The organism is Enterobacter sp. KB-280D8 (assembly GCF_041399405.1).
GTDB classification, from domain to species: domain Bacteria; phylum Pseudomonadota; class Gammaproteobacteria; order Enterobacterales; family Enterobacteriaceae; genus Enterobacter; species Enterobacter cloacae_N.
This window is the reverse complement of sequence record NZ_JBGKEC010000006.1, coordinates 35477-56617: the sequence shown is the minus strand read 5'-3', so window position 1 is coordinate 56617 and position 21141 is coordinate 35477. Positions and strand designations below refer to the sequence as shown.

The following is a 21141-nucleotide window of genomic DNA, read 5'->3' as shown; positions in this document are numbered from 1 at the left end:
CGCGTTCGCTTACCCGACCTACGGGTTGAGTAGGCCGGATAAGCGCAGCGCCATCCGGCAGTTAAACCCAGTCGCGTACTTTAAGGAACTCATACAAGGCAGCCTCCGGGCTGCCTTCTTTTGGCTCGTAGCAGTACTCCCAGCGCACCAGCGGCGGCATCGACATCAGAATCGACTCCGTGCGCCCGCCGGTCTGCAGGCCAAACAGCGTCCCGCGATCCCACACCAGGTTGAACTCCACGTAGCGCCCGCGGCGATAAAGCTGGAATTCACGCTCGCGCACGCCGTAGTCGGTGTTTTTACGGCGTTCGACGATGGGCATATAGGCATCGGTAAAGCCTTCGCCCACCGCGCGCATAAAGCTGAACGCGGTGTCAAAATCGGGCACGTTGAGATCGTCAAAGAACAGCCCGCCGATGCCGCGCTGCTCATCGCGGTGCTTCAGGTAAAAGTAGTCGTCGCACCACTTTTTAAATTTCGGGTAGACGTCTTCGCCAAACGGCAGGCAAAGATCCCGCGCGGTGGTGTGCCAGTGCACGGCGTCCTCTTCGAAGCCGTAGTAGGGCGTGAGGTCGAAACCGCCGCCAAACCACCAGACCGGATCGGCCCCTGGCTTCTCCGCAATGAAAAAACGCACGTTAGCGTGGCTGGTGGGCACAAACGGGTTATGTGGATGCACCACCAGCGAAACGCCCATCGCTTCGAAGCTGCGGCCCGCCAGCTCAGGGCGATGCGCGGTAGCGGAGGCGGGCATGGCGTCGCCGTGAACGTGGGAGAAATTTACGCCCGCCTGTTCAAAAATACCGCCGTTTCGCAGCACGCGGCTGCGCCCGCCGCCGCCGGCCTCGCGCTGCCAGCTATCTTCCTGAAATTCACCACCGTCTGCGGCGGCCAGTTTCTGGCAGATCGCATCCTGCAGCTGCAGCAGGAAGGTTTTTACCAGTTGAGCATTGGGTTTCATCAACGTTTCCTGGAGTGCGCTTTTTGGTTATCGAACCAGTTGAAGTAACTGATAATGCCGGAGGCGATGGCGTTGGCGATCTTCTGGCGAAACGCCGTGGTGCCGAGCAGTCGTTCTTCTTCCGGGTTGGTAATAAAGGACGTTTCCACCAGCACGGACGGGATGGACGGTGACTTTAGCACCACAAACGCCGCCTGTTCGGTGCTTTTACTGTGCAGGCGGTGCACCGGCTTAATCCGCTTGAGGATATGCGAGCCGAGCGTCAGGCTGTTTTTGATGGTGTCCGTTTGCACGAGATCGAACAACACCTGCTGCAACAGATGATCTTTATCAGTGGCCTTCTTTCCGGCCACTTCATCCGCCCGGTTTTCACGGTCAGAAAGGTACTTCGCCATGGCGCTACTGGCGCCACGGTTGGAGAGGGCAAACACCGACGCGCCCGCGGCGGAAGGGTTGGTAAAGCCGTCCGCGTGAATGGACATAAACAGATCCGCACCGTGCTGGTGGGCAATCTCGACGCGGTCGTACAGCGGAATGAACGTGTCGCCCGTGCGCGTCAGGCGGGCGTCAATGCCGTTGCTGCGTAAAATCGATCGCACATTTTTTGCAATCGCCAGCACGACGTGTTTTTCTTTCGAACCGTTTTTGCCAATGGCACCGGTATCAATCCCGCCGTGGCCCGGATCGAGCATCACCAGACGCTTTGCGCCCGGCTTTTTGGTTTTTGGCTTACTGTGTCCGTTACTGGTTTTGAGCGTGCTCTCGTCTTTTGCCTGAGCCTGCTTTGCGATGCCCGTTAACGTTAAGGCCGCCAGCCCCGCTTTGAGAACCTGACGACGCGATGTGAGTGCTTTTAATGGTTTGAATGTGCTCATGCGGCCTGAATACTAAAAAAAGGGGTCCTGGTGTTATATCGTATCGTGTTTCCCGTTACGACAGTCCTTATTGAGAATTGTTTTACTTTTCATTTCAATACGTGACAAAGTGACATTATGCCAAATTTTGGCGAGATTTTCCCCGGTTATTGGCTAAACGCCCCGTTCACGCCATAATCACTGTTTTTAAACCCGAAAAGGCGGTTAATACCATGGAGATACGCGTTTTTCGCCAGGAAGATTTCGAAGAGGTGATCACCCTTTGGGAGCGCTGCGATCTGCTGCGTCCGTGGAACGATCCGGAAATGGATATCGAACGTAAGCTGAATCACGACGTTAGCCTGTTTCTGGTCGCGGAAGTGAACGGCGAGGTCGTCGGTACCGTGATGGGCGGCTACGATGGCCATCGCGGCTCGGCCTATTATCTGGGCGTCCACCCGGAATACCGGGCGCGCGGCATCGCCAACGCGCTGCTTAATCGGCTTGAGAAGAAGCTGATCGCCCGCGGCTGTCCGAAAATTCAGATCATGGTGCGGGAAGATAACGACGTGGTGCTGGGCATGTATGAACGTCTGGGCTATGAGCACGCTGACGTGCTGAGCTTAGGTAAGCGTCTAATCGAAGATGAAGAGTACTGAGATCCACCCGGCTGACTTTGATGCACAGGGCCGCGTCAGGCTGCCGTTTTTATTCTGGTGCGTTTTGCTCCTGCAGGCCCGCACCTGGGTGCTGTTTGTGATGGCCGGCGCCTCGCGCGGGCAGGGCGATACGCTGCTGAATCTCTTTTATCCCGATCACGATGCTTTCTGGCTCGGCTTACTGCCGGGCGTACCGGCGGTGGTGGCTTTTTTATGCAGCGGTCGGCGGCACGTAATCCCGCGTCTGTGGCGCGCCCTTCGCTGGCTGCTGATCCTCGCCCAGATCGCGCTGCTGTTCTGGCAACCCGTGCTCTGGTGGTTGGGTGAACCGCTTTCGGGTATTGGCATCGCGCTGGTGGTGGCGGATATCGTGGCGCTGCTGTGGCTGCTGACGAATCCCCGATTACGCGCCTGTTTTACGCAAGAGTCAGATTAGCGCGGCACTTTTTGCCGATGCCGCACTCCAACAAGCGTTGATTTAATTAGAAAGGACGTTTCAATGAAATCGCTGCGTTTACTTTTATGCGCTCTCCCGCTGGCGTTGACCGGCTGTTCCACGCTCTCTTCTATTAACTGGTCCGCCGCGTATCCGTGGAACTGGTTTGGCTCTTCCATCGAAGTCACCGAGCAGGGCGTAGGAAAAATCACCGCGTCGACCGCGCTCAATCAGGACGCTATTCAGGATGCCCTGAGCAGCGACTACCGCCTGCGTAGCGGGATGAAAACCGAGAATGGCAACATTGTGCGTTACTTTGAAGCGCTGAAGGGTGACAAGCTGGCGCTGGTAATTAACGGCGATAAAGGGACGGTGAACCGCATTGCGGTGCTGGACGATGCTATCCCGACCGCCAGCGGCGTAAAGGTCGGCACCCCGTTTAGCGATCTTTATAAACAGGCCTTTGGCAACTGCAGCAGCGCCCCTTCAGACGATGGCGTTGCGGTGGAATGTAAGGCGGAAGGCAGCCAGCACATCAGCTATGTCTTCACCGGAACCTGGAGCGGCCCGGAAGGATTGATGCCGTCTGACGACACGCTGAAGAGCTGGAAAGTGAGCAAAATAGTCTGGAAGCAGTAATTTGCGCCTGAACAAACCGCCTCGCTGAAATCCGGGTATAATAGCCGCCATCAATGCCACGCTGACGTGGCATCTTTATTTCAGGAGGAGCGATGTCTCAGGTTCAGAGTGGCATTTTGCCAGAACATTGCCGCGCGGCGATTTGGATTGAAGCCAATGTAAAAGGGGACGTGGATGCCCTGCGTGCGGCCAGTAAAGCGTTTGTGGACAAGCTGGCGACCTTCCAGGCCAAATTCCCCGACGCCCACCTCGGTGCCGTTGTTGCCTTCGGCAATAACGTATGGCGTCAGCTGAGCGGCGGCGAAGGGGCGGAAGAGCTGAAAGACTTTATCCCTTACGGCAAAGGTCTGGCACCAGCTACCCAGTATGACGTGCTGATCCACATTCTCTCCCTGCGTCATGACGTGAACTTCTCCGTTGCGCAGGCGGCGGTCGCGGCCTTTGGCGACAGTATTGAGGTGCAGGAAGAGGTTCACGGCTTCCGCTGGGTGGAGGAGCGCGATCTGAGCGGCTTCGTTGACGGCACCGAAAACCCGGCGGGTGAAGAGGTTCGTCGCGACGTGGCGGTGATTAAAGACGGCGTGGACGCGGGCGGCAGCTATGTGTTCGTCCAGCGCTGGGAGCACAACCTCAAGCAGCTTAACCGCATGAGCGTGCACGACCAGGAGATGATGATTGGTCGTACTAAAGAAGCCAACGAAGAGATTGACGGCGACGAGCGTCCGGTGACCTCTCACCTGAGCCGCGTTGACCTCAAAGAGGACGGTAAAGGGCTGAAGATTGTTCGCCAGAGCCTGCCGTACGGCACCGCAAGCGGCACGCACGGCCTATACTTCTGCGCCTACTGCGCGCGCCTGCACAACATTGAGCAGCAACTGCTGAGCATGTTCGGTGACACCGACGGCAAGCGCGACGCCATGCTGCGCTTTACCAAACCGGTGACCGGCGGCTACTACTTTGCGCCGTCCGTTGAGCGTCTGCTGGCACTGTAATAGCCTTTCTCCCTCTCCCTGTGGGAGAGGGCCGGGGTGAGGGCATCAGGCCGCACCCCTTATTCCCTTTTCTGCTTGTAAATCACCAAACGGTATATAAAACCGTTACTCCTTTCATCCCCGTTATAAATATTATGACTATAAGATAGTCATCACATTTATAAGGGTGCGCAATGGCCGTTACTGTACTGAAAAAAGGAACTCTGGCGCTGGCTGGTATACTGCTGGTGGCCCAGGCGCAGGCGACCGAGCTGCTGAACAGCTCGTATGACGTCTCCCGCGAGCTGTTTGCCGCCCTTAACCCACCGTTTGAGCAGCAGTGGGCGAAAGACAATAACGGCGATAAGCTGACCATCAAGCAGTCCCACGCCGGCTCGTCCAAGCAGGCGCTGGCGATTTTGCAGGGGCTGAAAGCGGACGTCGTGACCTATAACCAGGTGACTGACGTGCAGATCCTGCACGACAAGGGCAAGCTGATCCCGGCTGACTGGCAGAGCCGCCTGCCGAACAACAGCTCGCCGTTCTACTCCACCATGGGCTTCCTGGTGCGTAAGGGCAATCCAAAGAACATCCACGACTGGAGCGACCTGGTGCGTTCCGATGTGAAGCTGATTTTCCCGAACCCAAAAACCTCCGGTAACGCGCGCTACACCTGGTTAGCTGCGTGGGGCGCGGCGGACAAGGCTGACGGCAACGACAAAGCCAAAACCGAGCAGTTCATGACCCAGTTCCTGAAAAACGTCGAAGTGTTCGATACCGGCGGCCGCGGCGCGACCACCACCTTCGCCGAACGCGGTCTGGGTGACGTGCTGATCAGCTTTGAATCCGAAGTGAACAACATTCGCAAGCAGTACGAAGCGCAGGGCTTCGAGGTGGTTATCCCGAAAACCAACATCCTGGCCGAGTTCCCGGTAGCGTGGGTGGATAAAAACGTGCAGGCGAACGGCACCGAGAAAGCGGCAAAAGCCTATCTCAACTACCTGTACAGCCCGCAGGCGCAGACCATCATTACCGATTACTACTACCGCGTGAACAACCCGGACGTCATGAACAAACTGAAAGACAAATTCCCGCAGACCGCGCTGTTCCGCGTGGAAGATCATTTCGGCTCCTGGCCTGAGGTGATGAAAACGCACTTTGCCAGCGGCGGTGAGTTAGACAAATTGCTGGCGGCGGGGCGTAAGTAATGTTTGCAGTCTCGACAAAACGCGTGCTGCCGGGCTTTACCTTAAGCCTGGGGACCAGCCTGCTGTTCGTCTGCCTGATCCTGCTGTTGCCGCTCAGCGCGCTGGTGATGCAACTTGCTCAGATGAGCTGGGCGCAGTACTGGGAGGTCATCACCAACCCGCAGGTGGTGGCGGCCTATAAGGTGACGCTGCTGTCGGCGTTTGTCGCCTCCATTTTTAACGGCGTGTTTGGCCTGCTGATGGCGTGGATCTTAACCCGCTATCGCTTCCCGGGCCGCACGCTGCTTGATGCACTGATGGATCTGCCGTTTGCGCTGCCGACGGCGGTCGCGGGCTTAACCCTCGCGTCGCTCTTCTCCGTGAACGGGCTGTACGGCGAGTGGCTGGCGAAGTTTGATATCAAAGTGACCTATACCTGGCTTGGGATCGCGGTGGCGATGGCCTTTACCAGCATCCCGTTTGTGGTCCGTACCGTGCAGCCGGTGCTGGAAGAGCTGGGTCCGGAATATGAAGAAGCGGCGGAAACGCTGGGCGCCACGCGCTGGCAGAGCTTCCGTAAAGTGGTTCTGCCGGAGCTTTCTCCGGCACTGATGGCGGGCGTCGCGCTGTCGTTTACCCGCAGCCTGGGTGAGTTCGGCGCGGTGATTTTTATCGCCGGGAACATCGCCTGGAAAACGGAAGTTACTTCGCTGATGATTTTCATCCGTTTGCAGGAGTTTGATTACCCGGCGGCGAGCGCGATTGCTTCGGTGATCCTGGCGGCCTCGCTGCTGCTGCTGTACTCGATTAACACTCTGCAAAGTCGCTTTGGTCGACGTGTGGTAGGTCACTGATGGCGGAAGTTACGCAATTGAAGCGATACGATGCGCCCCGCATCAACTGGGGAAAATGGTTTCTGATTGGCGTGGGCGTGCTGGTGTCCGCCCTCATTCTCGTCGTCCCGACGGTTTATATCTTCGTTCAGGCGTTCAGCAAGGGCCTGATGCCCGCGCTGGAGAACCTGGCGGACCCGGATATGCTGCATGCCATCTGGCTGACGGTGCTGATTGCGTTGATCACGGTACCGGTGAACCTGGTATTCGGTACCCTGCTGGCCTGGCTGGTGACGCGCTTTAACTTCCCGGGACGTCAGATGCTGCTGACGCTGCTGGATATTCCCTTTGCCGTGTCGCCGGTGGTGGCGGGTCTGGTGTACCTGCTCTTTTACGGCTCCAACGGTCCGCTGGGCGGCTGGCTGGATGCGCATAACCTGCAGATCATGTTCGCCTGGCCGGGCATGGTGCTGGTGACCATCTTCGTGACCTGTCCGTTTGTGGTGCGTGAGCTGGTGCCGGTGATGTTAAGCCAGGGCAGCAACGAAGATGAAGCAGCGGTGCTGCTGGGCGCGACAGGCTGGCAGATGTTCCGTCGCGTGACGCTGCCAAATATCCGCTGGGCGCTGCTTTATGGCGTGGTGCTGACCAACGCCCGCGCGATCGGTGAGTTCGGTGCCGTTTCCGTTGTCTCCGGCTCCATCCGTGGTGAGACCCTGTCGCTGCCGCTCCAGATTGAACTGCTGCAGCAGGACTACAACACCATCGGCTCGTTTACTGCCGCAGCGTTGCTGACGCTGATGGCCATTTTGACCCTGTTTTTGAAGAGTGTGGTGCAGTGGCGTTTAGAAAATCAGGAAAAACGTCAGCATCAGGAGGGAAATCATGAGCATTGAGATTGCCAATATTAAGAAGTCTTTTGGTCGCACCCAGGTGCTGAATGATATCTCGCTGGATATCCCTTCCGGACAAATGGTGGCGCTGCTTGGGCCGTCTGGCTCGGGCAAAACCACGCTGCTGCGTATTATCGCCGGGCTTGAGCATCAGACCAGCGGGCATATCCGCTTCCACGGCACCGACGTGAGCCGCCTGCACGCCCGCGATCGTAAAGTGGGCTTTGTGTTTCAGCACTACGCTCTCTTCCGCCACATGACCGTGTTCGACAACATCGCCTTTGGCCTGACCGTGTTGCCGCGTCGCGAGCGCCCGGATGCGGCAACCATTAAAGCGAAAGTGACCAAACTGCTGGAGATGGTGCAGCTGGCTCACCTGGCGGACCGTTTCCCGGCCCAGCTTTCCGGTGGGCAGAAACAGCGCGTGGCGCTGGCGCGCGCGCTTGCCGTTGAGCCGCAAATTTTGCTGCTGGATGAGCCGTTTGGCGCGCTGGATGCGCAGGTGCGTAAAGAGCTGCGCCGCTGGCTGCGCCAGCTGCATGAAGAGCTGAAGTTCACCAGCGTCTTCGTGACCCACGACCAGGAAGAGGCGATGGAAGTTGCGGACCGCGTGGTGGTCATGAGCCAGGGCAACATTGAGCAGGTTGACGAGCCGGAACAGCTCTGGCGCGAGCCGGCGACCCGCTTCGTGCTGGAGTTTATGGGCGAGGTAAACCGTCTGCAGGGCACCATTCGCGGTGGGCAGTTCCACGTCGGCGCGCACCGCTGGCCGCTGGGCTACACCTCCGCGCATCAGGGGCCGGTCGATCTGTTCCTGCGCCCATGGGAGGTGGACGTCAGCCGCCGAACCAGCCTGGATTCACCGCTGCCGGTTCAGGTGCTGGAAGCTAGCCCTAAAGGTCACTACACCCAATTGGTGGTACAGCCTCTGGGCTGGTATACCGAGCCGCTGACCGTGGTTATGCGCGACGATGTACCGCCGCACCGGGGAGAGCGCCTGTTTGTCGGGCTGCAGCACGCCCGGATTTATCACGGTAACGAGCGGATTGAGACGCGCGAGGATATTGCTCTGGCGGAGTCAGCCTGATAGGTTATTGAGTATGTTTTTCGCCCGGTGGCGTGATGCTTACCGGGCTTTTTATTGAGTAAAAAACGTGAATACACTCGAAAACACCATCGGCAACACGCCTCTGGTCAAGCTTCAGCGTATGGGGCCAGACAACGGCAGTGAAATCTGGGTCAAACTCGAAGGCAATAACCCGGCGGGTTCGGTAAAAGACCGCGCGGCGCTGTCGATGATTGTCCAGGCCGAAAAACGCGGTGAAATTAAGCCCGGCGACGTGCTGATTGAAGCCACCAGCGGCAACACCGGCATCGCCCTGGCGATGATTGCGGCGCTGAAAGGCTACCGCATGAAGCTGCTGATGCCGGACAACATGAGCCTGGAGCGCCGCGCCGCGATGCGTGCCTACGGGGCCGAGCTGATTCTGGTGACCAAAGAGCAGGGGATGGAAGGCGCGCGCGACTTAGCGTTAGAAATGGCCGGGCGCGGCGAAGGTAAGCTGCTCGACCAGTTCAACAACCCGGACAACCCGTACGCGCACTACACCACTACCGGGCCGGAAATCTGGCAACAAACCGACGGACGCATCACCCATTTTGTCTCGAGCATGGGTACCACCGGCACCATTACCGGCGTGTCGCGTTTTCTGCGCGAGCAGGCGAAAGCCGTCACCATCGTTGGCCTGCAGCCGGAAGAGGGGAGCAGCATTCCGGGCATTCGCCGCTGGCCTGCGGAGTATATGCCCGGCATCTTTAATGCGCAGCTTGTGGACCAGGTGCTGGATCTTCACCAGCGCGAGGCAGAAAATACCATGCGTGAGCTGGCCGTGCGCGAAGGTATCTTCTGCGGCGTTAGCTCGGGCGGCGCGGTAGCGGGTGCGATTCGGGTAGCACAGGCAAACCCGGGTGCCGTAGTGGTGGCGATTATTTGCGATCGCGGCGATCGCTATCTGTCTACCGGCGTCTTTGGTGAAGAAAGTTATTCGCAGGGGGCGGGGATTTAAGCATCATGGAGATGATTCTATTCCGGGATAATACCCGGGCGCAGCAAACCGACATTGTCGCCGTGCAGTCGCAGGTGGTTTACGGCAGCGTGGGGAACAGTATTGCGGTTCCGAATATTCGTACCCACAGGCTGAACGTTACCGCCGTGCCGACGGTACTGTTCAGCAACACGCCGCACTATGACACGTTTTATGGTGGAGTGATCCCCGACGAGTGGTTCAGCGGCTACCTGAAGGCGCTGGAAGAGCGAGAGATCCTGCGCGAGCTTAAGGCGGTCACCACCGGCTATATGGGCAGTGCCAGCCAGATCGTACTGCTGGCGCATTGGCTGAAGGCGGTCAAAGCGCAGCATCCTGACCTGCTGGTGCTGGTCGATCCGGTTATCGGCGATATCGACAGCGGGATGTACGTGAAGCCCGAGATCCCGCAGGCGTATCGGGAGCACCTGCTGCCGCTGGCGCAGGGGATCACGCCAAACGTCTATGAGCTTGAAGTGTTGAGCGGCAAACCGTGCCGTACGTCGGAAAGCGCCATCGCGGCGGCGCAGGGACTGCTCTCTGACAGCCTGAAATGGGTGGCGATCACCAGCGCGCCGGTCGCAGACGACCCGGAAAACATCCACGTGGTGCTGGTGACGAATGAAGGCGTGACCGTCAGCGCGCACCCGCGCGTAGAAACCGATCTGAAAGGGACGGGCGACCTGTTCTGTTCAGAGCTGGTGAGTGGCATTGTAGAGGGGAAAACCGTTGCCGATGCCATTCGCATGGCCGGCGATCGGGTGACTGACGTGATGCTTTATACCCAGTCGAAAGGCTACGACGAGCTTATCCTCCCTGCATAAACAAAAATGGCGCCCGAAGGCGCCATTTTTCTGTGCGGCAAGAATTACTTCTTGATGCGGATAACCGGGGTTTCACCCACGGTGACGCTGCCAGACAGTTTGATCAGTTCTTTGATTTCGTCCATGTTGGAGATAACAACCGGCGTCAGGGTAGACTTGGCTTTTTCTTCCAGCAGTGGCAGATCGAATTCAATCACTGGGTCGCCAACTTTAACACGCTGGCCTTCTTCCGCGATACGTTTGAAGCCTTCGCCTTTCAGTTCAACGGTGTCGATACCGAAGTGAACGAACAGTTCGATACCGCTATCAGATTCGATAGAGAACGCATGGTTGGTTTCAAAAATTTTACCGATGGTGCCGTCAACTGGAGCAACCATTTTGTTGCCAGTTGGTTTGATAGCAATGCCATCACCAACGATTTTCTCAGCAAACACTACATCCGGCACGTCTTCGATGTTGACGATCTCGCCGGAGAGCGGAGCAACAATCTCAATAGTTCCGGAGTCTTTCTTATCATCAGAAACCAGAGATTTCAGTTTATCGAACAAACCCATGATCTTCTCCTAAGCAGTAATTTGGGCCGCATCTCGTGGATTAGCAGATTGTTTTTTCTTCAATGAACTTGTTAACCAGCGTCATTAACTCGTCCGTTGTCGGTTGAGCAAGAGCCTGCTCTGCTAACACCTTCGCATCTTCGAAGTTCGTGTTACGGATAATCTTCTTAATGCGCGGGATGGAAATGGCGCTCATAGAGAATTCGTCCAGACCCATACCCAGCAACAGAAGTGTAGCACGTTCGTCGCCTGCAAGCTCACCACACATGCCAGTCCATTTACCTTCTGCATGAGAAGCATCAATAACTTGCTTGATCAAGTTCAGTACGGACGGTGACATTGGCTGGTAGAGATGTGAAATCATATCATTACCACGGTCAACTGCCAGGGTGTACTGCGTTAAATCATTGGTGCCGATACTAAAGAAATCAACTTCTTTGGCTAAATGACGCGCAATAGTCGCCGCAGCAGGTGTTTCCACCATCACGCCGATCTCAATTGACTCGTCAAACGCTTTACCTTCGTCACGCAGTTCCTGTTTGTAGATTTCGATCTCTTTCTTCAGTGCACGCACTTCTTCAACAGAGATGATCATCGGGAACATGATGCGCAGTTTACCGAAAGCGGAGGCACGCAGGATTGCGCGAACCTGGTCACGCAGGATCTCTTTACGATCCATCGCGATACGAATCGCACGCCAGCCCAGGAATGGGTTCTCTTCTTTCGGGAAGTTCATGTACGGCAGCTCTTTGTCGCCACCGATGTCCATGGTACGGACGATAACCGCCTGAGAGCCACACGCTTCAGCCACGGCTTTATAAGCAGCAAACTGCTCTTCTTCCGTTGGCAGCGCGTCGCGGTCCATGAACAGGAATTCTGTACGATAGAGACCTACGCCTTCCGCACCGTTGCGCTCAGCGCCATCAACGTCGCGGACGGTACCGATGTTTGCGCACACTTCTACCTGATGGCCGTCCAGGGTGATGGCTGGCAGGTCTTTCAGCTTAGCGAGTTCCGCTTTTTCAGTCGCAACCTGCTCCTGAACCGCGCGCAGTTTTTCGATCTCTTCGTTAGTTGGGTTGACGTAAACCAGATTGTTTACGGCATCCAGAATCAGATAATCGCCGTTTTTCACCTGAGAGGTGACGCTACCGGTACCCACGATGGCAGGCAGTTCCAGGGAGCGCGCCATGATAGAGGTGTGGGAGGTACGGCCACCCGCGTCGGTGATGAAACCGAGGACCTTTTTCAGGTTCAGCTGTGCGGTTTCAGACGGGGTGAGGTCAGCGGCAACCAGGATCACTTCATCCTGAATCGCGCTCAGGTCGATGATGGCCAGGCCCAGGATGTTGCGCAGCAGGCGCTTACCGATGTCACGTACGTCAGCCGCACGCTCTTTCAGGTATTCATCATCCAGTTCTTCCAGGGCAGTTGCCTGACCTTCGATAACTTCATGCGCAGCCGCGTCGGCCGTCATGCCTTTATCTTTAATCAGGGCTATGATTTCCTGCTCCAGCTCCTCATCTTCGAGCAGCATGATGTGCCCTTCGAAGATGGCTTCTTTTTCTTCACCGAAAGTTTCGCCAGCTTTAGTTTTGATTGCTTCCAGTTGCGCAGATGCCTTGGCACGACCGCTCAGAAAACGTTCAACTTCCTGATCAACCTTGTCGGCAGAAATTTTTTTCCGGTCGATGACGATCTCGTCTTCTTTCAGCAGCAGTGCTTTGCCGAAAGCGATACCCGGGGATGCTAAAATGCCTGAAATCATAACCCTACCTTACTTGTGACTGATATTTAAAAGAACCCGGAAACTTACTCGAGCTCAGCCATCAGTTTTACCAGATGCTCAACTGCTTTCTGCTCGTCTTCACCTTCAGCAGAGATGGTGACAACGGTGCCCTGAGTCAGGCCCAGAGTCTGCAGTTTAAACAGGCTTTTTGCGCTGGCGCTTTTGCCGTTGGAAGTCACAGTGATTTCAGATGTGAAGCCTTTCGCTTCTTTAACAAACTGAGCAGCAGGGCGGGTGTGCAGACCGTTCGGAGCGGTAATGGTAACTTCTTGCTGGAACATTGTATTTCCCCAACTTATAGGTTTAGTGTTGTGGAACTAAAGTCTAGCCTGGCGACTGAACTTTAGCCTGTATTGTTAGCGCTGACGTTTCGATCGTCATTAAACATTATGCAGCGAAAGCAAGACTTGAACCAAATCATAAAATCGATTCAGCAAGGCTATTTCGTTCACTGATTAATTTCACGCATCAAAATAATTGCTGGTTTAAATACCAGACCCTACGGGGTGAAGCAATGCCAGGAGGGGCAAAAGTTTGAAGCAGGCCACAAAAAAGCACCTGAAAAGGTGCTTTTTTACGCGTTATTAACATGCTGGCACTACTGTTGCAGCTCTTTTTCGGTAAACAGATCGGCAAACAGTGCGGTGCTCAAGTAACGCTCACCCGAGGAAGGAAGGATAACCACAATATTCTTATTGGTAAAGGCTTCATCTTCCTGAAGTTTGAGCGCCGCCGCAACGGCCGCACCGGAAGAGATACCCGCCAGAATGCCTTCTTCATCCATCAGGCGACGCGCGGTAGAGATGGCTTCTTCGTTAGTGATGGTGACGACTTTATCGATCAGCTTCAGATCCAGGTTGCCCGGAATGAAGCCTGCGCCAATGCCCTGTATTTTATGCGGGCCTGGCTTGAGCTCTTCACCCGCCAGTGCCTGGGTGATAACCGGTGAGTCGGTTGGCTCAACGGCAACGGTGATCAGGTCTTTTTTACCCTTTGTGCCTTTAATATAGCGAGACACGCCGGTCAGCGTTCCGCCGGTACCCACGCCGGAGATAAATACATCAACCTGGCCGTCGGTATCTTCCCAGATTTCCGGGCCGGTGGTCTTCTCGTGAATTTCCGGGTTAGCCGGGTTGCTGAACTGCTGCAGCAGCAGGTATTTCGCCGGATCGCTGGCCACAATCTCTTCCGCTTTCTGAATGGCACCCTTCATGCCCTTCGCGCCTTCGGTCAGGACCAGGTTCGCGCCCAGCGCTTTGAGCAGCTTGCGACGTTCAATGCTCATGGTTTCCGGCATGGTCAGCGTCAGCTTGTAGCCACGCGCGGCGGCAACATAGGCCAGAGCGATACCGGTGTTACCGCTGGTCGGTTCCACCAGCTCAACGCCAGGCTTCAGCACGCCACGTTTTTCAGCATCCCAAATCATGTTTGCACCGATACGGCATTTTACGCTGAAGCTCGGGTTGCGTGATTCGACCTTCGCCAGAATGCGTCCATTACCGATACGGTTCAGTCGAACCAGGGGCGTATGACCGATAGTCAGCGAGTTGTCTTCATAAATCTTACTCATGGCCTGTCCTTAACTGTATGAAATTGGGATACCGACCCAGCATACCTGCTAAGCAGGTAGGGGGAAGTAAGGAATTCGCATATCTATATACTGCAAGGAAATAATGGGGATCAGTATGGAATAAGGGGCGGCATAAGCCACCCCTGCTTTACACATTTTTGCATTATTTCCATAACGCGTGCTTAGCACGGTAGCAGTCCACCCACATCGCCGTCGCGCCGCAAACCGCAACCGGCATGATGAACAGGTTAAGGAAGGGAATCATGGTGAACAGGCTGGTCAGCGCGCCGAACTGCATATTGGCGACCTTCCGGGTGCGCAGGGTAGTGCGCATCGCTTTAAACGGCACCTTGTGGTTATCAAACGGATAGTCGCAGTACTGGATGGCGAGCATCCAGGCGCTGAACAGGAACCACAGCACCGGCGCAACCGTCTGGCCAATGCCGGGGACAAAGTAGAGAGCAAGCAGCACAACCGCGCGGGGGAGGTACCAGGCAAATTTCTGCCACTCGCGCTTCATAATGCGCGGGATATCTTTCACGATCCCCAGTACGCCCGTGTCCGGCGGCGTCGCGCCGGTAAGCCGCGCCTCCAGCTGTTCCGCCAGCAGGCCGTTAAACGGCGCGGCTATCCAGTTCGCAATCGTTGAGAAGAAATAGCCGAACACCAGCAGCACAGAGATGACCGCCACTGGCCAGAGCAGATAGTTCAGCCACTGCAGCCAGTCCGGTACGTAGCTCATCAGCGACGGGATCCAGCTTTCGAGCTTTGTGAACAGCCACCAGAACGCGCCGCCCATCAGAATAATGTTGATCAGCAGCGGCAGAATGACGAAGCGTCGGATACCCGGCAGTGAAACCAGTTTCCAGCCCTGTGAAAAATACCAGACGCCGCTGCGCGGGGGAGAAGACGATGTTGAAACCATAACCAGGCTGTACTCCTTTTTTCACAACCAGTGGAATTGCCCGCCTATATTATCCACTTGCGGACCAATGACCAGTTCGGAAATGTTCGAAAAACCAGCAAAAAGCACGATTTACTTCATCTTTATGCTGTGAATGCTCTGCACACACTTGCACTTGACGTAAACGGCAAATACTCTTAGTGAGTAAATGTTTGCCGTGGTGGCAAGGTGTTAGAACAACAGAGAATATAATGATGCAGGATTTGCGTCTGATATTAATCATTGTTGGCGCGATCGCCATAATCGCTTTACTGGTACATGGTTTCTGGACCAGCCGTAAAGAGCGTTCCTCGATGTTTCGCGATCGCCCACTGAAGCGCATGAAGTCCAGTCGTGACGACGATGACACTGAAGATGACATCGACGGCAGCGACGACGACGGCGTGGGTGAAGTTCGTGTTCATCGGGTCAATACTGCGCCCGGCGCGGCTCATGGGGAGCATGAAGCCCCCCGCGCTCCGCAGCACCAGTATCAACCGCCGTATGCCTCTGCCCAGCCGCGTCAGCCAGCGCCGCAGCCGGTGGAAGAACCTGTGCGTCAGGCGCCGCAAGCGCCTGTGCAACAGCAGCCCGCTGCGCCACAACAGGTTCAACACCAGCCGATGCAGCAGCCCGTCCAGCAGCAGCCCGCTCAGCCGGTACAACAGCCGCAGCAGCCTGTTCATGTGCAGCCTGCGCCGCAGCCCGCTCCGGCTCCGCACGTTGAGCCAGAGCCGGTCGTCGAGCCAGAACCGGTTGTCGAAAAGCCACAGCGCAAAGAAGCGGTGATCATCATGAACGTGGCCGCGCATCACGGCAGCCATCTCAACGGTGACGTTCTGCTTAACAGTATTCAACAGGCAGGCTTCAAGTTTGGCGATATGAACATTTTCCATCGCCACCTGAGCCCAGACGGAAGCGGCCCGGCGCTGTTCAGCCTGGCTAACATGGTTAACCCTGGCACCTTCGATCCGGAAATGACCGGTGATTTCGTGACCCCGGGCGTCACTATCTTTATGCAGGTGCCGTCCTACGGCGACGAGCTGCAAAACTTTAAGCTGATGCTGCAGTCCGCTCAGCATATTGCTGATGAAGTGGGTGGTGTGGTGCTCGACGATCAGCGTCGAATGATGACCCCGCAGAAGCTGCGCGAGTATCAGGACCGCATCCGCGAAGTTAAGGAAGCCAACGCGTAATCGTCGCGTTTACGTCAACTCCTCCTCAACCCCCGCCTGTCGGGGGTTTTTTCTCATTGATGGTGCGATATGGACTCAATCGAACAACAACTCACTGAACTGCGAACCACGCTTCGCCATCATGAATATCTCTATCATGTTATGGACGCTCCGGAAGTACCGGATGCGGAGTACGACCGGCTGATGCGCGAGCTGCGCGAGCTGGAGGCGCAGCATCCGGAGCTGATTACGCCGGATTCTCCCACACAGCGCGTCGGTGCTGAGCCGCTGGGGGCTTTCAGCCAGGTGCGTCATGAAGTGCCAATGCTGTCACTGGATAACGTCTTCGATGAAGAGAGCTTCCTCGCGTTTAACAAGCGCGTGCAGGATCGCCTGAAAAGCAGCGATTCCCTCACCTGGTGCTGCGAGCTGAAGCTCGACGGCCTGGCGGTCAGCCTTCTCTATGAAAACGGCGTGCTGGTGCGCGCCGCCACGCGTGGCGACGGTACGACGGGTGAAGACATCACCACCAACGTGCGTACCATCCGCGCGATCCCGCTGAAATTACAGGGTGACAACATTCCTGCGCGTCTGGAAGTGCGTGGGGAAGTATTCCTGCCTCAGGCGGGCTTCGAAAAAATCAATGAAGAAGCGCGTCGCACCGGCGGGAAAGTGTTTGCTAACCCGCGTAACGCGGCGGCAGGCTCTCTGCGCCAGCTTGACCCACGCATCACCGCGAAGCGACCGCTTACTTTCTTCTGCTACGGCGTGGGTATTCTGGAGGGGGGCGAACTGCCGGATACGCACCTCGGGCGTCTGCTGCAGTTTAAAGCCTGGGGCCTGCCGGTGAGCAACCGCGTTCAGCTCTGCGATTCGCCGGAAGCGGTACTGGCGTTCTACCACAAAGTGGAAGAGGACCGCCCGACGCTCGGTTTTGATATTGATGGCGTTGTCATCAAGGTGAATTCGCTGGCGCTGCAGGAGCAGTTGGGCTTTGTGGCGCGCGCGCCGCGCTGGGCGGTGGCGTTTAAATTCCCTGCCCAGGAGCAGATGACCTTCGTTCGCGACGTAGAGTTCCAGGTGGGCCGTACGGGCGCGATTACTCCAGTCGCACGACTGGAGCCGGTGCAGGTCGCGGGCGTGCTGGTGAGTAATGCTACGCTGCATAACGCCGATGAAATCGAACGCCTGGGCCTGCGCATTGGTGACAAAGTGGTGATTCGCCGCGCGGGGGATGTTATCCCGCAGGTGGTCAACGTCGTAGAGTCAGAACGTCCTGACGATACGCGCGAGGTCGTCTTCCCGACCCACTGCCCGGTATGCGGCTCTGACGTTGAGCGTGTGGAAGGCGAAGCGGTGGCCCGCTGTACGGGCGGCCTGATCTGTGGCGCGCAGCGTAAAGAGTCCCTGAAGCACTTCGTCTCCCGTCGGGCGATGGACGTCGACGGCATGGGCGACAAGATTATCGATCAGCTGGTTGAGAAAGAGTATGTCCATACGCCAGCGGACCTCTTCAGGCTGACGGCGGGTAAACTGACCGGTCTGGATCGCATGGGGCCGAAGTCAGCCCAGAACGTGGTTAACGCGCTGGAAGCGGCGAAAGAGACGACCTTCGCCCGTTTCCTTTACGCGCTGGGCATTCGTGAAGTTGGCGAAGCGACGGCGGCAGGTTTAGCCGCGTACTTTGGTACGCTGGAGGCGCTGGAAAAGGCAAGCATCGACGAGCTGCAGAAAGTGCCGGACGTTGGCATCGTCGTCGCCACGCACGTCTTTAACTTCTTTGCTGAAGAGAGCAACCGCGAGGTCATCGGCCAGTTGCTGGAAGAAGGCATTAAATGGCCCGCGCCAGTGGTGGTTAACGCCGAAGAAATTGATAGTCCATTTGCCGGTAAAACCGTGGTGCTAACCGGTAGCCTGAGTCAGCTTTCTCGCGATGATGCGAAAGCGCGTCTGGTGGCGCTGGGGGCCAAAGTGGCGGGCAGCGTGTCGAAGAAAACCGACCTGGTGATCGCCGGGGAAGCGGCGGGGTCTAAGCTGGCGAAAGCCCAGGAGCTCGGCATTGCGGTTATCGATGAAGCGGAAATGATGCGTCTGTTAGGAGAGTAACGTGGAGAAAGAGCAGCTCGTTGAGATTGCCAATACGGAGATGCCGTTCGGTAAATACAAGGGCCGCAGGCTGATTGATTTGCCGGAGGAGTATCTGCTGTGGTTTGCCCGCAAGGATGAATTTCCTGTAGGGCGACTGGGCGAGCTGATGGCTATCACGCTACTGATTAAAACCGAGGGGCTGACCCAGCTGGTGCAGCCCCTGAAACGTCCTTAAGCCTTCGCGGCGCGGGTCTCTTCCTGCGCCAGTTTTTCCGTCTGGCGCTTGTAGCGACGCGCCAGCACCGCACAGACCATCAGCTGGATCTGGTGGAAAATCATCAGCGGCAGCACCATCATTCCGATCACCGAGGTGGGGAACAGAATGTTCGCCATCGGGATACCGTTCGCCAGGCTCTTTTTCGAACCGCAGAACACAATCGTAATTTCATCCGCTTTGTTGAAGCCGCACCTGCGTGCCACAAAGACGTTTACCGCAATCACAATCGCCAGCAGGACGAGGCTGACCACCACGATAAACAGCAGCGAGCCTGCGCCCACCTTGTGCCAGATGCCATTTACCACCGCTTCGCTAAAGGCGGAGTAAACCACCAGCAGAATCGAGGTCTGGTCGGTTTTTGAAATCCATTTTTTATGCTTCGCCACAAACGCGCCGGTCCACGGTCGGGAAAGATGCCCCAGCACAAACGGCAACAGCAGCTGCAGACAGATTTTGCCGACCTGCTCCAGGTTACCTTCCGCACCGTGCATGTTCATCAGCAGGCCCACCAGCAGCGGGGAGACGAAAATCCCTAACAGGCTGGAGGCGGATGCTGAACAAACGGCTGCCGCTACGTTTCCGCCAGCCAGCGAGGTAAAGGCAATGGCGGACTGCACGGTAGCCGGGAGAATACAGAGATACAGGAAACCGGTGTAGAGCGCCGGGTCGACGTTAACCGGCGCCCACCATGCAAACAGCACCCCAAGGATCGGGAACAAAATGAAAGTGCTGCACATCACCCACAGATGCAGTCGCCAGTGTCCGCCGCCTGCAATGATCGCTTCACGGGAGAGTTTGGCACCGTGCATAAAGAACAGCAGCGCGATAGCGGCCGTCGTTAGTCCCTCAAAAAACGGCACAAAACCGCCGCGAGCGGGGAAGAACGAGGCCAGTAGAACGGTAACCACCAGGGTGAGCGTAAACGGATCAAGAATACGAAATAGTTTCATAATGACTCCTGAAAACAGATGTCGCTATTGTGCTTTTTTCCATTTGAGAAATAAAATTGATTTATTGCATCCATTCATGAATTAAATAGATGAATTATTCCCTGCGTCAGCTTCGCATTTTCGTTACCGTCGCCCACGCCCGCAGCTTCAGTCGGGCAGGGGAGATGATTGGCCTGAGCCAGTCGGCGGTCAGCCACAGCGTGAAAGAGCTGGAAAATCAGACCGGCGTTAGGTTGCTTGACCGCACCACGCGCGAAGTGGTGTTAACCGAAGCAGGGCAGCAGCTGGCCCTGCGCCTTGAACGGCTGCTGGATGAGCTGAACAGCACGCTCAGAGACGTGGGGAGGCTGGGGCAGCAGCTGTCGGGCACCGTGAGGGTTGCGGCCAGCCAGACGATATCCGCGCATCTTATCCCGCAGTGTATTGCCGAGGGAAGCCACCGCTATCCGGACATTGATTTTGTCCTGCATGACCGGCCGCAGCAGTGGGTGCTGGAGAGCATCCGTCAGGGAGATGTGGATTTTGGTATTGTTATCGATCCCGGTCAGGTGAGCGATCTGGCGTGCGAAAGCGTACTTTCTGAGCCCTTTTTGCTGCTCTGCCGTGACGACGACCCGCTGGCAACGTTGCCGGAGGTCAGCTGGCAGTCCCTGACGGGCGCGAACCTGGTTTTACAGGATTATGCCTCGGGCAGCCGCCCGCTGATTGATTCCGCGCTGGTGAATCAGGGCGTTAAGGCAACGATCGTACAGGAGATTGGTCACCCGGCGACGCTGTTTCCGATGGTGGAAGCCGGCATTGGCATCAGCGTGTTGCCCGCCCTGGCGCTTCCCCTGCCGCAGGGAAGCCGACTGGCCGTCAAGCGATTAACGCCGGTTGTCGAGCGAAAGCTGATGCTGGTGCGGCGAAAAAATCGTTCACTCTCGGGGGCGGCGCAGGCTATCTGGGAAGTGGTGCGTATCCAGGCACAACGATTAACTGAAGCCCGCATACGCGACCCACTGTTTAACGCATCAGACGATTAGATGTAGATATCAATCTGATGATTGTCTGACGGGCTGTTCACACCTTCCACTTTGCCCAGCTTTTGATCCTGCTTCTTCTGAGCTTCTTCGGCCTGCTGGCGCTGCAGCGCCGCGAGCTGCGCCTGCAGCACTTTGATCTGGGTCTGAATCAGTTCCTGCTGCTTCTTCTTCTCATCCGTACTGCCGGGGCTGTTTGCCAGCTCTTTTAACTGCTGTGTCAGCTTTTTGATCTTATCGGTAATGCGGCTGATTTGCGCCGCGATATCGTTACTGCCGGAAGCGCCGCTCCCGCCGCTGCTGGTTTGAATGGGTTGGGTTGAAGCCTGAATGGTCGTCATACTTTTTCCTCGCGCTATAAAACAGAGGTATCGGCACCGACGGGATTAGCTTGAGCAAAACTGCCATATCTGGCAGGGGGTTGCATTAATA

Annotated in this window: 23 protein-coding genes; 14 read left to right on the top strand and 9 right to left on the bottom strand. The window is 56.6% G+C overall.

Annotation, left to right across the window (positions count from 1 at the left end):
- Nucleotides 1-61: 61 nt before the first annotated feature.
- Nucleotides 62-961, bottom strand: coding sequence for an oxygen-dependent coproporphyrinogen oxidase (hemF, locus tag AB8818_RS16695; RefSeq protein WP_192983610.1), 900 nt, complete (start codon nt 959-961; stop codon nt 62-64).
- Nucleotides 961-1836 carry an N-acetylmuramoyl-L-alanine amidase AmiA gene (amiA, locus tag AB8818_RS16690; RefSeq protein WP_116343151.1) on the bottom strand — a complete coding sequence of 292 codons (876 nt, stop codon included), beginning with the start codon at nt 1834-1836 and terminating at the stop codon, nt 961-963. Before amiA ends, hemF begins: the two co-directional genes overlap by 1 nt.
- Nucleotides 1837-2048: 212 nt before the next feature.
- Between amiA and AB8818_RS16685 the strand changes: the two genes are divergently transcribed.
- From AB8818_RS16685 to pdxK, 10 genes are all read left to right on the top strand, one after another.
- Nucleotides 2049-2474: a GNAT family acetyltransferase gene (locus AB8818_RS16685; RefSeq protein ID WP_116343149.1), complete on the top strand. Its 426-nt coding sequence runs from the start codon at nt 2049-2051 to the stop codon at nt 2472-2474.
- Nucleotides 2461-2910: a DUF2919 domain-containing protein gene (locus tag AB8818_RS16680; RefSeq protein WP_192983612.1), complete on the top strand. Its 450-nt coding sequence runs from the start codon at nt 2461-2463 to the stop codon at nt 2908-2910. The genes AB8818_RS16685 and AB8818_RS16680 overlap by 14 nt, the downstream gene beginning before the upstream one ends.
- 63 nt (nt 2911-2973) lie before the next feature.
- Nucleotides 2974-3549 carry an RpoE-regulated lipoprotein gene (locus tag AB8818_RS16675; protein WP_192983615.1) on the top strand — a complete coding sequence of 192 codons (576 nt, stop codon included), beginning with the start codon at nt 2974-2976 and terminating at the stop codon, nt 3547-3549.
- Nucleotides 3550-3641: 92 nt separating this feature from the next.
- Nucleotides 3642-4541: a Dyp-type peroxidase gene (locus AB8818_RS16670; RefSeq protein ID WP_116343143.1), complete on the top strand. Its 900-nt coding sequence runs from the start codon at nt 3642-3644 to the stop codon at nt 4539-4541.
- A gap of 173 nt (nt 4542-4714) precedes the next feature.
- Nucleotides 4715-5728 (top strand): sulfate ABC transporter substrate-binding protein, encoded by a 1014-nt coding sequence (locus tag AB8818_RS16665; RefSeq protein WP_192983617.1) that lies wholly within the window; start codon nt 4715-4717, stop codon nt 5726-5728.
- Nucleotides 5728-6561, top strand: a complete 834-nt coding sequence (cysT, locus tag AB8818_RS16660) for a sulfate/thiosulfate ABC transporter permease CysT (RefSeq protein ID WP_061097449.1) — start codon at nt 5728-5730, stop codon at nt 6559-6561. Before AB8818_RS16665 ends, cysT begins: the two co-directional genes overlap by 1 nt.
- Complete coding sequence (cysW, locus tag AB8818_RS16655; RefSeq protein ID WP_192983620.1) at nt 6561-7436, top strand: sulfate/thiosulfate ABC transporter permease CysW; 876 nt, start codon at nt 6561-6563, stop codon at nt 7434-7436. The genes cysT and cysW overlap by 1 nt, the downstream gene beginning before the upstream one ends.
- Complete coding sequence (gene cysA, locus AB8818_RS16650) at nt 7426-8520, top strand: sulfate/thiosulfate ABC transporter ATP-binding protein CysA (RefSeq protein WP_023615695.1); 1095 nt, start codon at nt 7426-7428, stop codon at nt 8518-8520. Before cysW ends, cysA begins: the two co-directional genes overlap by 11 nt.
- 67 nt (nt 8521-8587) lie before the next feature.
- Complete coding sequence (cysM, locus tag AB8818_RS16645; RefSeq protein WP_192983623.1) at nt 8588-9499, top strand: cysteine synthase CysM; 912 nt, start codon at nt 8588-8590, stop codon at nt 9497-9499.
- Nucleotides 9500-9504: 5 nt separating this feature from the next.
- Nucleotides 9505-10341, top strand: coding sequence for a pyridoxine/pyridoxal/pyridoxamine kinase (pdxK, locus tag AB8818_RS16640; protein WP_192983626.1), 837 nt, complete (start codon nt 9505-9507; stop codon nt 10339-10341).
- Nucleotides 10342-10385: 44 nt separating this feature from the next.
- Here the strand turns inward: pdxK and crr are convergent, their stop codons facing one another.
- The 5 genes from crr to cysZ all read right to left on the bottom strand — a co-directional run bounded on the left by crr (nt 10386) and on the right by cysZ (nt 15179).
- Nucleotides 10386-10895, bottom strand: a complete 510-nt coding sequence (gene crr / locus AB8818_RS16635) for a PTS glucose transporter subunit IIA (RefSeq protein ID WP_003861316.1) — start codon at nt 10893-10895, stop codon at nt 10386-10388.
- 40 nt (nt 10896-10935) lie between these two features.
- The gene (ptsI, locus tag AB8818_RS16630) at nt 10936-12663 is read right to left on the bottom strand and encodes a phosphoenolpyruvate-protein phosphotransferase PtsI (protein WP_116343133.1); all 1728 of its coding nucleotides are present in this window, start codon (nt 12661-12663) and stop codon (nt 10936-10938) included.
- Nucleotides 12664-12707: 44 nt separating this feature from the next.
- Entirely contained in the window at nt 12708-12965 is a 258-nt protein-coding gene (gene ptsH, locus AB8818_RS16625) for a phosphocarrier protein Hpr (protein WP_000487600.1), read from the bottom strand.
- A gap of 317 nt (nt 12966-13282) precedes the next feature.
- Nucleotides 13283-14254 (bottom strand): cysteine synthase A, encoded by a 972-nt coding sequence (gene cysK, locus AB8818_RS16620; RefSeq protein ID WP_014884739.1) that lies wholly within the window; start codon nt 14252-14254, stop codon nt 13283-13285.
- 163 nt (nt 14255-14417) lie between these two features.
- Nucleotides 14418-15179, bottom strand: a complete 762-nt coding sequence (gene cysZ / locus AB8818_RS16615; protein ID WP_116343129.1) for a sulfate transporter CysZ — start codon at nt 15177-15179, stop codon at nt 14418-14420.
- Between the two features lie 230 nt (nt 15180-15409).
- Here cysZ and zipA point away from each other — a divergent pair, with 230 nt between their 5' ends.
- The 3 genes from zipA (at nt 15410) to AB8818_RS16600 (ending at nt 18695) form a co-directional block, all read left to right on the top strand.
- Nucleotides 15410-16393, top strand: a complete 984-nt coding sequence (gene zipA / locus AB8818_RS16610) for a cell division protein ZipA (protein ID WP_116343127.1) — start codon at nt 15410-15412, stop codon at nt 16391-16393.
- A 69-nt stretch (nt 16394-16462) separates the two neighbouring features.
- The gene (gene ligA, locus AB8818_RS16605) at nt 16463-18478 is read left to right on the top strand and encodes an NAD-dependent DNA ligase LigA (protein ID WP_116343125.1); all 2016 of its coding nucleotides are present in this window, start codon (nt 16463-16465) and stop codon (nt 18476-18478) included.
- Nucleotide 18479: 1 nt separating this feature from the next.
- Nucleotides 18480-18695 (top strand): DUF3820 family protein, encoded by a 216-nt coding sequence (locus AB8818_RS16600; protein WP_094944600.1) that lies wholly within the window; start codon nt 18480-18482, stop codon nt 18693-18695.
- Here AB8818_RS16600 and AB8818_RS16595 read toward each other — a convergent pair.
- The gene (locus AB8818_RS16595) at nt 18692-19687 is read right to left on the bottom strand and encodes a bile acid:sodium symporter family protein (protein ID WP_163330544.1); all 996 of its coding nucleotides are present in this window, start codon (nt 19685-19687) and stop codon (nt 18692-18694) included. The genes AB8818_RS16600 and AB8818_RS16595 overlap by 4 nt on opposite strands.
- 89 nt (nt 19688-19776) lie before the next feature.
- On the opposite strand from AB8818_RS16595, the gene AB8818_RS16590 reads away from it, so the two are divergent.
- Nucleotides 19777-20712 carry a LysR family transcriptional regulator gene (locus AB8818_RS16590; protein ID WP_116343121.1) on the top strand — a complete coding sequence of 312 codons (936 nt, stop codon included), beginning with the start codon at nt 19777-19779 and terminating at the stop codon, nt 20710-20712.
- On the opposite strand, the gene AB8818_RS16585 is transcribed toward AB8818_RS16590, so the two are convergent.
- Nucleotides 20709-21050 carry a FlxA-like family protein gene (locus AB8818_RS16585; protein ID WP_163330543.1) on the bottom strand — a complete coding sequence of 114 codons (342 nt, stop codon included), beginning with the start codon at nt 21048-21050 and terminating at the stop codon, nt 20709-20711. The genes AB8818_RS16590 and AB8818_RS16585 overlap by 4 nt on opposite strands.
- Between the last annotated feature and the right edge of the window lie 91 nt (nt 21051-21141).

Coding starts and splice junctions, on each gene's coding strand:
- hemF (WP_192983610.1), bottom strand. CDS start 961: ATGAAACCCAATGCTCAACTGGTAAAAACCTTCCTGCTGCAGCTGCAG.
- amiA (WP_116343151.1), bottom strand. CDS start 1,836: ATGAGCACATTCAAACCATTAAAAGCACTCACATCGCGTCGTCAGGTT.
- AB8818_RS16685 (WP_116343149.1), top strand. CDS start 2,049: ATGGAGATACGCGTTTTTCGCCAGGAAGATTTCGAAGAGGTGATCACC.
- AB8818_RS16680 (WP_192983612.1), top strand. CDS start 2,461: ATGAAGAGTACTGAGATCCACCCGGCTGACTTTGATGCACAGGGCCGC.
- AB8818_RS16675 (WP_192983615.1), top strand. CDS start 2,974: ATGAAATCGCTGCGTTTACTTTTATGCGCTCTCCCGCTGGCGTTGACC.
- AB8818_RS16670 (WP_116343143.1), top strand. CDS start 3,642: ATGTCTCAGGTTCAGAGTGGCATTTTGCCAGAACATTGCCGCGCGGCG.
- AB8818_RS16665 (WP_192983617.1), top strand. CDS start 4,715: ATGGCCGTTACTGTACTGAAAAAAGGAACTCTGGCGCTGGCTGGTATA.
- cysT (WP_061097449.1), top strand. CDS start 5,728: ATGTTTGCAGTCTCGACAAAACGCGTGCTGCCGGGCTTTACCTTAAGC.
- cysW (WP_192983620.1), top strand. CDS start 6,561: ATGGCGGAAGTTACGCAATTGAAGCGATACGATGCGCCCCGCATCAAC.
- cysA (WP_023615695.1), top strand. CDS start 7,426: ATGAGCATTGAGATTGCCAATATTAAGAAGTCTTTTGGTCGCACCCAG.
- pdxK (WP_192983626.1), top strand. CDS start 9,505: ATGGAGATGATTCTATTCCGGGATAATACCCGGGCGCAGCAAACCGAC.
- crr (WP_003861316.1), bottom strand. CDS start 10,895: ATGGGTTTGTTCGATAAACTGAAATCTCTGGTTTCTGATGATAAGAAA.
- ptsI (WP_116343133.1), bottom strand. CDS start 12,663: ATGATTTCAGGCATTTTAGCATCCCCGGGTATCGCTTTCGGCAAAGCA.
- ptsH (WP_000487600.1), bottom strand. CDS start 12,965: ATGTTCCAGCAAGAAGTTACCATTACCGCTCCGAACGGTCTGCACACC.
- cysK (WP_014884739.1), bottom strand. CDS start 14,254: ATGAGTAAGATTTATGAAGACAACTCGCTGACTATCGGTCATACGCCC.
- cysZ (WP_116343129.1), bottom strand. CDS start 15,179: ATGGTTTCAACATCGTCTTCTCCCCCGCGCAGCGGCGTCTGGTATTTT.
- zipA (WP_116343127.1), top strand. CDS start 15,410: ATGATGCAGGATTTGCGTCTGATATTAATCATTGTTGGCGCGATCGCC.
- ligA (WP_116343125.1), top strand. CDS start 16,463: ATGGACTCAATCGAACAACAACTCACTGAACTGCGAACCACGCTTCGC.
- AB8818_RS16595 (WP_163330544.1), bottom strand. CDS start 19,687: ATGAAACTATTTCGTATTCTTGATCCGTTTACGCTCACCCTGGTGGTT.
- AB8818_RS16590 (WP_116343121.1), top strand. CDS start 19,777: ATGAATTATTCCCTGCGTCAGCTTCGCATTTTCGTTACCGTCGCCCAC.
- AB8818_RS16585 (WP_163330543.1), bottom strand. CDS start 21,050: ATGACGACCATTCAGGCTTCAACCCAACCCATTCAAACCAGCAGCGGC.